The sequence below is a fragment of the Rossellomorea aquimaris genome (assembly GCF_020171925.1).
GTDB lineage: Bacteria > Bacillota > Bacilli > Bacillales > Bacillaceae_B > Rossellomorea > Rossellomorea aquimaris_F.
Genome location: NZ_JAIVAR010000001.1, coordinates 52,606 through 65,640, shown reverse-complemented (window position 1 = coordinate 65,640; position 13,035 = coordinate 52,606). Strand labels below are relative to the sequence as shown.

Sequence of the window (13,035 nt, the reverse complement as noted above, 5' to 3'; positions counted from 1 at the left end):
ATTAAAAAGGACGGCTCTTCCCGCGTCTCCCCCCTAAGCTAAGGGCTCACACGCAGGAAGCGTCCATCCTTTTATGCCGAAACTAGTTCAATGGAGCTTCTTCTCCAGAACCTTCTTCTTTTTCCTTCTCCTTCATTTGTTCATCAGGAGTCTTGAAGTTGACAACGAGAGGTTCCCCCTCTTTCACAGGTGAATCAGGTTGAATGTTTTGACTGACTGCAAATCCGTTACCCACCATATTGATTTTGAGGCCGGCGATATTTGCGACTTTGAAGACGTCTCTGATGGACCACCCCTTCATATCCGGGACGGTGATGTCCCCATTGGTTCTGATGACCACTTTACCGCCTTGAATCATTTGACTACCAGCCAGTGGTAATTGTTTCACTACCTCGGTTCCGCTGCCGACCACAATAGGCTCAGCACCCATTTTTTCAATTTCCGATTTCGCCTTTTCCACACCCATTCCTGCTAAATCAGGAAGTTGTTGCCGCTTCACATCCACTTTTTCCTGCGGCTTTATGTTCAAGTACTTCAAACTGTTCTGCATGACAGGCTTAAACACTGCTGATACCGGATCTGAACCTATTTCTGTCGGTTCAAGCTCAGGTTCCTGAATGCCCACATATACAATCAGCTGAGGGTCATCTGCCGGTGCCATCCCCAAAAAGGAAAACAAATAATGTTCTTTACCGTATTTATATCCCCCTGTTTCTGCATCCGGGATCTGGGCTGTGCCCGATTTACCAGCAACACTATAACCCTCGATGGCAAACCGTGTACCTGTCCCATGCTCCGATGTGACCGTCGTCTCTAAATACTTCCTCGTTTTCTCGGCTGTTTCCTTCGTAATCGGATTTCCGACCACTTGAGGCTTCGACTCTTTCACAACTTGCTTCGTATTGGGATCAACCACTTTCGAAATCACATAGGGTTTCATCATTTTCCCGTCATTTGCGATTGCAGATTCAGCTTGAATCATTTGAAGCGGCGTGACGGTAGTCCCTTGTCCGAATATCGTGGTATACTTCTCAATCGGATAATGATACAAGATCGACCCCGATGCTTCATGCGGCAGGCCGACATTTGTTGGTTCCCCGAAACCGAATTCATTCAGATAGCCCTCGAAAGTCTCAAATCCGATCTTGTCCAAGAGGTATGCAAATGCGACATTCGATGATCGTTGAACCCCTTCAAGAAATGATATCGAACCCCAACCCTCTCCGCCATTGTGGTCCCTGATCGGATTCGGGACGTTATCGACCTTGTACGTCCCTGATTGATAGGCTTCATTCGGATTGAACTTCCCTTCATTCACCGCAGCTGCAAGCGAAAAGGATTTCATGGTGGAGCCCGGTTCGATTGTTTCCTCCACAATTGTATTGGTCCAGTTATCCAACAGCCCTTCACGTGTATCAGGATGGAAAGTTGGACGTTGAGTCATGGCGAGGATCTTCCCTGTTTTCGGATCCGATACGATCGCGAACATTTTCTTCGGCTTGTACTTCCCTTCCACTTCATTCATCGCTTCCTCAAGGAAGGTTTGGATTTTCTTATCAATCGTCAAATAGATATCTTCCCCGTCCTTCGGTGCGGTGACATGCTCTTCAGCATTCGGAAGGAGGTACCCCCAAACATCACTTTTATACTCCACGGTTCCGTTCGTTCCGCTTAATACATCATTGAAACTCTTTTCAATCCCCATTTTACCAGTTGTCTTGGATTCGCCCTCTTCCAACGCATCCTTCTGAGCAAACCCAATCAGATGGGACGCAAAAGTCCCATTCGGATAAAATCGTTTTGCCTCTTTCCGAAATGTGATCCCCGGAAGCTTCTCTTCCCTGATTTGGATCATCTCCTGATGTGAAAGTGCCCGACCAGCCGATCCGAATTCAACCTGATAGGCACCATCATTAGTCAATCGATTGTAGATTTCGCTCTCATTCATATCGATGTAGTTTGCTAGTTTCCCTGCAGTCTCCCTTGGGTCCGTCACATGTTTAGGATTTTCAGGATCGCTTGTCACCGTAGGGCTCAGGATTGCCACAAGGGTATAGGCAGAAGTATCCTCCGCAATGACCTCTCCTTTTTGGTCATAGATGGTCCCTCTGTGGGCTTCCAGTATACGATTCTTGATATATTTTTCGGCCGCCTGCGATGCGAGCACCTTACCTTCCGCCTCACCCGTCACTTGGATCGTTACAAAACGAACCATCAATATAAAAAAGAGCAAGCCGAAAATCCCGAAAAGGATGGCTGCCCCTATGTTCATACTTGGCCTTTTTTTCATTATTGTTCAACAACCTTCACATTCTTTTCTTTCAAGTCCAATCCAAGCTCTTTTGCCTTTTCTAAAATACGCTCGTATGTACTTAACTCGCTGATCTGCAGCTTAAGGTCATTGTTTTCTTTTTCTTGTTTCTCTACGGTTGTTTCCATCACTTGGACTTCTTTATTTACATCATAAATGGCAGCCTGCGTCTGAACGATTTGAACCGCCAGGAAACAAAATACTACCGCAAAGATTGCAACCAAAATCTTTTCGCCAGGCGTTATGGCAGATCGCTGTTCTTTTCTTGATGGCTGTGGATTTACCTCGACAGCCCGTTGTGAATGTTCAACATGCTGCCTTTCTAAATTTCTAGCTAAATTACTCATTCTTCTCCCTCCCATTTCCCTTTTTATTTATTTTTTTCTGCAATTCTTAGCTTTGCAGACCTTGCTCTATTATTTTCCGCCAATTCTTCCTCACTCGGTAATATCGGCTTTCTCGTAACAAGCTTAAGGATGGGTTCATATTCTTTTGGAATGATCGGCAGCCCAGGCGGTAAATCTGGTCCCGAGGCTTTTTCTTTGAACATGGTCTTACACATCCGGTCTTCCAAGGAATGGAAAGTGATTACACTTACCCTTCCTCCTTTTGCAAGTATCTCTATTGCTTGCTCAAGAGAGTCTTCGAATGCGCCCAGTTCATCATTCACGGCTATCCGAATCGCTTGGAAAACCCTTTTTGCAGGGTGTCCACCTTTTCTCCGGGCTGGAGCAGGTATCCCTTCCTTGATCAATTCCACTAATTCCCCAGTGGTTTCAATCGGTTTCTCTTCGCGCGCCGCTTCAATCTTCCTTGCGATTTGCTTCGAGAATTTTTCTTCCCCGTAGCGATAAAAGATGCGGACAAGATCCTCGAAGGACCAGTGATTCACCACATCATAAGCAGAGATTTCGGCATCAAGATCCATCCTCATATCCAAAGGGGCATCATGATGATAGCTGAACCCTCTCTCTGGTGTATCAAGCTGTGGGGATGATACCCCAAGATCATATAGAATACCATCGACACTATGTACCCCGAGGTCTGCCAGCTCTTCTCTCAGATTCCGGAAATTTGATTGAACGAATGTAACCTTACCTTCGTGGGATGATAGTTTTTCCTTGGCGTTGAGTATGGCTGTTTCATCCTGATCGAAGCAATAAAGATGCCCCTCATCAGACAATTGACTCAGTAAATACTCACTGTGTCCTGCACCACCAAGTGTACAATCCACATAAACCCCATCTTCTTTGATGTTCAGTCCATCGACCGTTTCTTTCAATAATACTGTTGTATGTTTAAACATGTTGACGTCACCTTTCCAATCGAACGTTATTGAGCTGTTAAATATCAAATCCTATCATATTCTCGGCAATTTCTGCAAAAGAATCTTCAGACTCTGTGAAGTAGTCTTCCCATAAAGCCTTGCTCCAAATCTCAATCCGATTGGAAACTCCCAGGATGATGCACTCTTTATCCAACTTTGCATAGCTGACAAGTGTAGCAGGAATGTTGATCCTCCCTGTCTTGTCAAGTTCACTCTCTGTTGCTCCAGAAAAGAAGAAGCGCGTAAAGGCTCGGGCATCTTTCTTTGTAAGTGGCAGTCCTTTTAACTTTTCCTCAAGCGTCCGCCATTCTTCCATGGGATAACCGAATAGACACTGGTCCAAACCACGGGTGATGACAAATGACTCTCCTAGGGAATCGCGGAACTTGGCAGGCACAATCAAACGGCCTTTATTATCAATGTTATGTTGATATTCGCCCATGAACATATGCACTGCCCCCACTTTCTATCACAAATGTACCACAACCCCCCACTTTTCTCCACTGTTTTCTAAATTCTCTTTTTATAAAATATTTCCTTTAATTTTCTCTAGTCTTTTTCCTCCGATTCCCGACAGTAAAATCGCAAGAAATTTGTCTTTAATACACATAAAAAGGACTTCTTTCGTCTTTTAGTACGAAAGAAGTCCTTTTTTATTGGACATGAATCATGGCTTGGATTACGATCTCCCACCAATCCACTGAAAATGTCCGATGTCTATTTTTTAAACGTAAACAGCTTTATGTGTTCCGTCAAATTCCATCGGGAGGGAAAGTAAATCATGAATGAAGCCAACCCCATATTTATTCAAGAAATAAAGAGCGTTCCATGTTCTTTCTTGCGGCCCCCCATTAGGGATGAGACTATTTTCCACTTTAGTGAAATCCGAGAATGTCTTGTCATGTCTGGCCTTAAGGGCTTTATCCGCCCTGTTTCTCAAGAATTCGAACTGCTGAAGATGAATGGACAGATTTTTATCGATGATTTGATTCAAGCCACCACCGATTTCCTCGGCACTATTTCGGATGCTGACATATCTTTCTTTGAGTAATTGTTCCAATTGGTCGATGTTATCCTCAAGAGAAGGCACCTTGATCGAATTCCAGTACCTTTCCCTTTGGATGGAGACTCCTTCCATCAGGACGCCTAGTAGAGAAAGATCAAGATGTTCCAATTTCTTTCCCACTTCCCGCTCAACCAATGTGATATTCAGTCTCGGCACAACAGGCGGGATATTCAATCCGACATGTTCAAAGGCTTTCTTCAGCTCACCCCAGTAAGCAATCTCACCAGGGCCGCCTATGAACGCAAGGGTCGGAAAGAGCCACTCTTGCATCATCGGTCTTGTTACGACATTATTGCTGAAAGCTTCGGGTTTCTGTTCAAGCACCATCAATAGTTCTTCCGATGAGAATGCTTCTCCCGAACTTTTCGCCTTGAACATTGTCCCTTCTCGTTCCAATAGTTCGCGCTCATCTTTCAAGCTGACGAAAATGTTCGCAGCCTGCTTTGTAAGTTCAAGTTGTGTGGAGAAGCCATGATTCCTTATTTCTTCCTGCTGCTGGAGAACGGCGTTGGTGATGTGTTCGCTATTTTCAATCAAATTGTGGAACCTTGACTTTTCTAACTTCCTTAATGGCGGATATGCCGAATCGACCACCAATAAACCGGTATCTTTAAACAGATGCATGACGAAATGGGCAAAAAACCTGACGATGTCATCCTCCTCGTCAACCATCTTATTCAAATGGAAGAGTAAATCGTTCGTATGTTCAGTTTCACCAAGCGTTTGTAAAATATCATTGATCCAGCCCTTCATCACGGCTTTATCAAACGGGATGTCCGAAGTCATCTTCTTTTCGATCACCCTTTCTGGATAACCGATTTTCTCCATTCTCCCATTATTTTCCAAGAAGATATGATTCACTTCCTGGTAATCATGATCTTCCCCGGCAATCCAGAAGACAGGTACTACGGGATGGTTCAGCGCTTCTTCTTGCTGACGTGCGAGCTTAATGATTGAAATGATTTTATGTATCGTATATAGAGGGCCAGTCAATAAACCTGCCTGCTGACCAGCGACAACGGTTACCGCACCGCCTCTCAATTTGTGTAATGATTCTTCCACTTTGTCTCCCTTAGGAAGGCCATTCATATAGGAAGCAATACATTCTGTGAGTTCTTCGCGGGGAAAATCACGGAATGTCAGATCTTCCAGTCTTCTTTCAAAGACATCTGGGCGATTGATATTATAATGAAAAAAAGAAGTCACCGGTTCTTTTTGACTTATATATAGTGAAGCAAACTGGTTGATGGCCGGAATGTTCAGATTCTCCAATTCCATATGAATTACTACTCCTTTACTGGCTCATTATTTCCTACCGATGAGTATAACATTTCATTCATGCAAAAGGAAAAAAACTGCCTGAACTTCGCACCCTAACTCAGTTCCAAGATCCTGAGGATCAACCCCGTTATCATCAATGTTATGTAAGCAGTGACAAACAATAGAAAGTTTATCCTCCAAACGCCCCGCAGAATCTTTGGAAAGTGAATCTCACCCTTTGCTTTCCAGTAAATCACTGCAAAAATCATGCCGACGCAAGCAATGCATAGGAGAATCACCCATAAATACGATGTGCCCCAAATGGCAATGACGATAAAATGAACTGAAACCATTAATAAAAAAGTTGTCACATCAATAGCTAAGTGGACTGCACTTCGGTGGTTCTTCATTACTTCCTTGGCAATGACAAAACTGATGAAATACCCCAAAAACGGTATAATGACAAATATGGCAATGACAGTTGAAAATATTGAAGCCATTTTAATCCCCCTGACCTTCTCTTTCGATTCCTTTGACAAGTTCGTAAAGTGTTCTCATGATGGGTACAAAATGGTTTTCCTGTTGCGCCTTGACTAATATGGCGCCTAAAATGGTCTCAACCTCTGTCTTTCTGTTTTCTTCTATGTCCTTCAGCATGGATGAACGATTTTCAGCAGTTCTGTGGCATATGTCCACGATCTGCTGAAAGTGTATACGGCCCCTCATCTGAGGGTAGAGAATATGAAGTTCTTCAAATAATTGTTGTTGTAGGTACTGAAAATGAGGATTGTCAGGGAGTCTTCCATTTCGAACTCCCGCAATGGCGGTGAGAGGGTTGATCAGTACATTCACATACAACTTCTTCAGCAGCATTTCCTCGTAATCATCTTGAATCTGGAAGGGAAAGTTCTTTATGTGTTCTACTAGTAATTCTTCTACTACACCCCATTCACCTCTAATTATTGAGAGATTTGTCCTACCAAGTCCTAAATGGTTCACCGAATGATCGGAATCTTTCAGTGCGCCATGTTCAACCGAACCCGCAAGGAGCGTGAGATGAGGGAGATTTTTCACACGGCCGATATGACCTATGCCATTCTGTAAGAATAAGAGAGGGATCCGGCAGTCTGATTTTAGTAGGATGTCCATTACATGATCAAGGTCATACTCTTTGACCGCAACAATGATTAAATGAAAGTCCATCTTGCTCTTGGCAAGGACTTCACTTTTGGAAGCAACAGTGGCTGAACGACCGTCCTTTTTAAGGGTGACACCATTCGAATTGATCTGGTCGGCTTGTTCCTGTCTCCTGACAAGAGTGGTCACTTCGAATTTCTCACTTAGATAGGAAGAGAAAAGCAGCCCAATCGCCCCTCCCCCGATAATGCCAATTTTCATTTCCTCACCTACATATACGTCTTTTAGCACTTATTAATCATAGTTTAGCAAATTTTTCCCTATTAGAAAACTGCACAAAAAAATGACTTGAACCCGAATGCAATCGGGTTCAAGTCATCTTCTCCATGTCTTTATACTGGATATACAGGGTGCTTCCTGTCACTGAACTGAACTTCTTTTGTTTCATATAGCTTAAATCGCTCGATCAAGACAGAACGAAGCTCATTTGGAGCGGTGATTTCGTCAACGATCAATTCTGAAGCAAGCTTATAGATATCGATATGTTCTTTGTATTCCTGTTGTTTCTCCTGAACATATTTTATTTTTTCCTTCGGATCTTCAATCGCTTGGATCTTATTCGAATAAACTGCATTCACCGCAGCTTCAGGTCCCATGACGGCAATTTGAGCTGTTGGAAGGGCGATGCATACATCCGGATCGAAAGCTGGGCCTGCCATGGCATATAATCCTGCTCCGTACGCTTTTCTTACAATGACCGAAATTTTTGGAACAGTCGCCGAACTCATTGCTGCAATCAATTTCGCACCATGACGAATGATTCCTGCCCTTTCGACCTTAGTACCAATCATAAAGCCGGGAACATCGGCAAGGAATAGCAACGGGATATGGAATGCATCACAGAGTTGGATGAATTTAGCACCCTTGTCTGCAGAGTCGTGAAATAAGACTCCTCCTTTAACCTTCGGCTGGTTGGCGATGATGCCCACGACTTTTCCGTCCATTCGGGCAAATCCAGTTATAAGCTCAGGCGCAAACAGTTTTTTCATTTCAAAAAAGCTGCCTTCATCAATCAGCGCATTAATTCCTTCGTACATATCGAACGGTGCATTCTGATGTTTAGGGATGAGATCTTCAAGAAGCTTTTCAGACTTCGGAGCCAACCCTTCTTTGACAGAAGGCCTTTCTTTATAATTTGCAGGAAAGTAACTCAGGTACCGTTTCGCCTCTTCAATCGCTTCTGTTTCAGATGACGCAAGCAGATCACCACAGCCGCTTACCGAGCAGTGCATCCTTGCCCCACCCATTTCTTCAAGTGTGACCTTCTCCCCGATTACCTTTTCGGCCATACGTGGTGAACCAAGATACATCGATGCATTTCCATCCACCATGATGACAATATCACAGAAAGCCGGAATATAGGCACCACCTGCTGCAGAAGGGCCGAATAAGACGCAAATCTGAGGGACCATCCCTGACATTTTCACCTGATTGTGAAAGATCTTGCCCGCACCGCGGCGGTTAGGAAACATTTCAAGCTGATCGGTAATTCGGGCACCTGCAGAATCCACCAGATAGAATATCGGGACCTGCAGCTTCAATGCAGTTTCTTGGATACGGATGATTTTCTCGACTGTACGAGCTCCCCACGATCCAGCTTTTACGGTAGAATCATTCGCCATGACACATACAGTCTGTCCACCCACTTTTCCGATGGCGGTCACCACTCCATCTGCAGGCAGGCTGTCCGCTTTGTTATTCGCAAACATTCCATCTTCTTGATAGTCTCCGTGATCGAATAATTGCTGCAGGCGATCGCGGACGAACATCTTATTCTGTTCTTTTAGTTTTTCATGATATTTCGGCTGACCACCTGCTGTAATCCTCTCTCTTGCCTCATTTAGTGTATCCGTCAATGTCTTTGAAACAGTCATACGAATCCCCCTTTGTTAATTATGTAACAATGAATGAGAACTTACCCTTCAAGAACCAGAAGAACATCCCCTTCGTTTACAAAGTCCCCTACGCTTACTTTCACTTCGGATACCTTTCCTTCAACTTCCGATTCAACAGGAATCTCCATCTTCATTGATTCGAGCATCAATACCGTTTCACCCTGCGAGACACTGGCCCCTTGTTCGACTAAAACATTCAATACTGTCCCTGCCATAGCTGCTGTAATTTCTTTCATCTTTCATTCCTCCAATTTTCAATCATTAATTTATGTCCGGTTTGCAGTCAAGTACTCCTGTAACCATTTTGTTGTATAAGTTCCCTCAACGAATTCCTTTTGCTTAATCACTTCTTTAAAGAGTGGCACATTCGTTTTCAACCCTTCGATTACGACACCTGAGAAGAATGATTCTGCCTTCTCAATGGCCTCTGAACGATCTTTACCATACACGACGCATTTGGAAATCATCGGATCATAAAACGGCGTCACTTTATTTCCTTCTATATATCCCGCATCGATCCGTACACCTTCACTCTCTCCCCAGTTCAGTGAACTGATGACGCCAGGAGACGGATAGAAGGTCTTCGGATCTTCAGCATAGACCCTGAATTCGATTGCGTGACCATTCGATACAATCTCTTCTTGCATTAACGGCAATGGCTTTCCTTCAGCGACCATTAGTTGCCATTTCACAAGATCAAGTCCAGTGACACTTTCTGTCACAGGGTGCTCAACCTGTAATCTCGTATTCATCTCAAGGAAGTAGAAATTCTCCTGCTCATCCACGATGAATTCAACCGTGCCCGCGTTCGTGTAATCGACCGCTCTACCAGCTTTTACCGCTGCTTCATACATCGACGTTCTCGTTTCATTTGATAATGCCGGTGACGGAGACTCTTCAATCACTTTTTGGTTACGCCTCTGTACGGAACAATTCCGTTCGAACAAATGAACAATGTTCCCGTGTTCATCACCAAAGATCTGAATTTCCACATGTCGCGCATTTTCAACACATTTTTCGAGGAATACCTCATCCTTGCCAAAATAAGCTTTGGCACGGTTTTTTGTTGAATCAAAGCTTTGAACGAGCGCTTGCTCATTTTCACAGCGAATCATACCGATTCCGCCTCCCCCGCCGCTCGCTTTGAGCATGACAGGGTACCCAATTTCCTCAGCAAGGACAATTGCAGATTCAATTGTGGCGATGCCGCCTTCACTTCCGGGAACAACCGGCACGTTTGCCTCTTTCATCACTTTCCTTGCTTCTACCTTATCCCCCATCTTCTGGATGGTTTCATGGGATGGCCCGATGAAGGTGATACCATCTTCCGATACCCTCCTGGCAAACTCACCATTTTCAGATAGTAAACCGTAGCCTGGATGAATCGCGTCTACCTTTTCTTTTTTTGCAACCTCAAGAATTGAATCTATTACTAAATAAGACTTGTTGACCGGCGGTTCACCGATCCGATAAGCTACATCAGCTTCTTTCACAAAGGGCATATCCTGATCCGCATCAGAGTATACTGCCACTGTTTGAATGTTTAATTGTTTACATGTCTTTATGATCCTCGAAGCAATTTCTCCCCTGTTTGCAATTAAGACTTTTTGCATCTTCCCTCTCCTTTCTGTGAAAAACTGCAATTCATATAAGGATTTCTACAAAAATCGAAGAATTCCTTCTTTATATTGTAAACGTTTTCTTAATTGAGTGCAGAATTTTTTGTTTATTTGTTATATAATGATAATAAATCTTTATTTTTTATACGTAGGGACTGTTAAACACCGCTGTTGATTACCGTGCAACAGCTGGAGCCGGCAAAATTCAATTATATTATTTAACAGAACCTATAGAATACAAGAACTTATGATATCGCTTACATGAACACGCATGATGAAGCAATCGCAGGAGGTAGAAAAATGGCAGTAAAAGTAGAAAAATTGAAAGTAAATTATAAAACCCTTGAAGAGTTTAAGAAATTCAAAGAATATGGTGTGCAAGAATTGTCCATGCTAGAAGATTTGCAAGCCAATATCATTGAGAATGACAGTGAATCGCCTTTTTATGGCATCTATTTCGGTGATACTCTAGTCGCAAGGATGAGCTTGTATCAACGTGAAGCGAGATTCGATCAGTACTTTGATCCTCCGCAGAACTATATGGAACTTTGGAAATTGGAAGTACTCCCGAAATACCAAGGAAAAGGATATGGAAAATCACTTGTTGAATTTGCTAAGAAGTCCGGGCTTCCGATCAAGACGAATTCCCGTATCAAGTCCCAGGGATTCTGGGAGAAAATGGGCTTCGAGGCAGTCACTTATGATGTAGAACGTGATTTAAGCGAAAACCCAATGGTATGGTACCCTGCAGGCGTTAAAGAACAAAAAAGCAGCTAACCCATAACGAAAGGCAGGCCATCAGTAATGAAGCCTGCCTTTTTCCACGCTATTCTACTTAATGACCCTCTGTAAATTCCCGTTTTTATCCATCTGAAATTTTACTTTTTCATCATTATCTTGAAGCACGGCCATTCTTCTGGCTTTCTCAAAAATGGTCAGAAGAGCCTTATGGTCATCCTCAAGTAACTCGTACTTACTTTTATATTCCGTTAAACGGGCTTCACATCGTTCCAACTCTTTGGACAATTGAGAGATTCGTTCTTTTAACTTTCCATTTTCCACTTTCGTCAATTCTTCATTTCTGACAGCGACCTCTGCTTTTTGTAAATACTGAATGATACTTCCCATTGAAAATGTTGGATCTACACGCTGTTCCATCTCTACATTTCCAGGGAGCACTTCCGGATTGTCTTCCTTAGGCAGCTTTTTGACGAACGATGAATGTTTTTTTGATTGTTTTCTTTGTTTTTTCGCTAATTCGATTCCTGACTTATATTGTTTACGCACAAACGAGTTCCACCTGAATCCGCAGGCAGCCGAAGTCCTTGATAATTTTCTTCCCACTTCTTCAAAGGCCTTGAGCTGCGTACCCCCTTCGCGGATATGTCGCAATACAACTTCTGCGAGTATGACATCCTCATCCTGACTCCATGCATCCTGTCTATTTGAAGACATTTTCATCCCTCCTGTATATCCATTTAATTATGCATATGCAGTTAATAGGGAAGATAGAATCAGGACATCGAATCACCTTGCATGGACGTGTTGGCTAGATCGGTCTACTTGGATAGGAAACGTTCAACTGCCTCATGATGCTCATCTTGCGCCCATAGGATCGAACATCTCCGGATCTCTTCCTCGATTTCCTCCTCTAGCTTCGTTCGATCCCATCTTCTCAACATTTGATTTTTATACGCTCGGAGGACACCATTCCCCTTTGAGGAAATATCCTTTAATAGGTGGCTATCATGGATACCTTCAAACTCTTCTAATAATTCGTTCAGGAAGCCCATTTGAAATAGCGTTACTGTATCGTTCATGCGTGCCGTCATAAGAAGGTCCATCGCTTTCGGGGAAGATATTCTTTGATGCAGCAATGTTCCCCCTCCCCAACCGGTGGTTATGGCTAGATTGGCTTGAACAAAGCCCATGTTCACACCTTTTTTTCCGATCCTGAAGTCACAAGCAGCTGCAATTTCGCACCCACCTCCGATTGCCGTACCATTGATGAATGCAAAAGTAGGTTTCTTCAAGAAGGCAAGCCTCAATAAGAGATCTCCCATCCTTCTAAGCATCGCATAACTTTCATCCGCTGTCTTGAGCCCATGAAACGTTGATAGGTCCCCACCTGAACAGAAGGCATGATCCCCATTGCCCGTTATCGTCATTGCTTTGATTGCCGGATTTGTCTCACACTCCGTCAGTATTTTTTCAAGTCCATCCATGATGTTGTAATTGATGGCATTCCTCTTTTCGGGACGATTGATGATAAAATGCAACACACCATGTTGATCGTTATGTACAATGTATTCTTCCAACCTTCATTCCCCTCCTTTACGTATAGTTTAAATGCTTTTCAT

General features: G+C 43.4%; 13 protein-coding genes. 1 reads left to right on the top strand and 12 read right to left on the bottom strand.

Annotation, left to right across the window (positions count from 1 at the left end):
* Nucleotides 1-82 precede the first annotated feature (82 nt).
* The 10 genes from LCM10_RS00355 to LCM10_RS00310 form a co-directional block, all read right to left on the bottom strand.
* Complete coding sequence (locus tag LCM10_RS00355) at nt 83-2,290, bottom strand: penicillin-binding protein (RefSeq protein ID WP_224873858.1); 2,208 nt, start codon at nt 2,288-2,290, stop codon at nt 83-85.
* On the bottom strand, nt 2,290-2,658 hold the full coding sequence (gene ftsL / locus LCM10_RS00350) for a cell division protein FtsL (protein ID WP_224873857.1): 369 nt from the start codon (nt 2,656-2,658) through the stop codon (nt 2,290-2,292). The genes LCM10_RS00355 and ftsL overlap by 1 nt, the downstream gene beginning before the upstream one ends.
* Before the next feature lie 23 nt (nt 2,659-2,681).
* Nucleotides 2,682-3,617, bottom strand: coding sequence for a 16S rRNA (cytosine(1402)-N(4))-methyltransferase RsmH (gene rsmH / locus LCM10_RS00345; protein ID WP_224873856.1), 936 nt, complete (start codon nt 3,615-3,617; stop codon nt 2,682-2,684).
* Between the two features lie 37 nt (nt 3,618-3,654).
* Nucleotides 3,655-4,086 (bottom strand): division/cell wall cluster transcriptional repressor MraZ, encoded by a 432-nt coding sequence (gene mraZ, locus LCM10_RS00340; protein ID WP_224873855.1) that lies wholly within the window; start codon nt 4,084-4,086, stop codon nt 3,655-3,657.
* 276 nt (nt 4,087-4,362) lie between these two features.
* Nucleotides 4,363-5,982 carry a bacillithiol biosynthesis cysteine-adding enzyme BshC gene (gene bshC, locus LCM10_RS00335; protein ID WP_224873854.1) on the bottom strand — a complete coding sequence of 540 codons (1,620 nt, stop codon included), beginning with the start codon at nt 5,980-5,982 and terminating at the stop codon, nt 4,363-4,365.
* A 95-nt stretch (nt 5,983-6,077) separates the two neighbouring features.
* Nucleotides 6,078-6,464, bottom strand: coding sequence for a DUF3397 domain-containing protein (locus LCM10_RS00330; RefSeq protein ID WP_224873853.1), 387 nt, complete (start codon nt 6,462-6,464; stop codon nt 6,078-6,080).
* 1 nt (nt 6,465) lies between these two features.
* A complete protein-coding gene (locus LCM10_RS00325; protein WP_224873852.1) occupies nt 6,466-7,362 on the bottom strand; it encodes a 2-dehydropantoate 2-reductase in 897 nt (298 codons plus the stop codon).
* A gap of 131 nt (nt 7,363-7,493) precedes the next feature.
* Nucleotides 7,494-9,035, bottom strand: a complete 1,542-nt coding sequence (locus tag LCM10_RS00320; RefSeq protein ID WP_224873851.1) for an acyl-CoA carboxylase subunit beta — start codon at nt 9,033-9,035, stop codon at nt 7,494-7,496.
* Nucleotides 9,036-9,076: 41 nt separating this feature from the next.
* Complete coding sequence (locus LCM10_RS00315; RefSeq protein ID WP_224873850.1) at nt 9,077-9,292, bottom strand: biotin/lipoyl-binding carrier protein; 216 nt, start codon at nt 9,290-9,292, stop codon at nt 9,077-9,079.
* A 30-nt stretch (nt 9,293-9,322) separates the two neighbouring features.
* Nucleotides 9,323-10,669: an acetyl/propionyl/methylcrotonyl-CoA carboxylase subunit alpha gene (locus LCM10_RS00310; protein WP_224873849.1), complete on the bottom strand. Its 1,347-nt coding sequence runs from the start codon at nt 10,667-10,669 to the stop codon at nt 9,323-9,325.
* 306 nt (nt 10,670-10,975) lie between these two features.
* On the opposite strand from LCM10_RS00310, the gene LCM10_RS00305 reads away from it, so the two are divergent.
* Nucleotides 10,976-11,452 (top strand): N-acetyltransferase, encoded by a 477-nt coding sequence (locus LCM10_RS00305; RefSeq protein ID WP_224873848.1) that lies wholly within the window; start codon nt 10,976-10,978, stop codon nt 11,450-11,452.
* 54 nt (nt 11,453-11,506) lie between these two features.
* On the opposite strand, the gene LCM10_RS00300 is transcribed toward LCM10_RS00305, so the two are convergent.
* Both LCM10_RS00300 and LCM10_RS00295 read right to left on the bottom strand, forming a co-directional pair.
* On the bottom strand, nt 11,507-12,130 hold the full coding sequence (locus tag LCM10_RS00300; RefSeq protein WP_224873847.1) for an RsfA family transcriptional regulator: 624 nt from the start codon (nt 12,128-12,130) through the stop codon (nt 11,507-11,509).
* 104 nt (nt 12,131-12,234) lie between these two features.
* Nucleotides 12,235-12,993, bottom strand: a complete 759-nt coding sequence (locus LCM10_RS00295; RefSeq protein WP_224873846.1) for an enoyl-CoA hydratase/isomerase family protein — start codon at nt 12,991-12,993, stop codon at nt 12,235-12,237.
* Nucleotides 12,994-13,035: the final 42 nt, after the last annotated feature.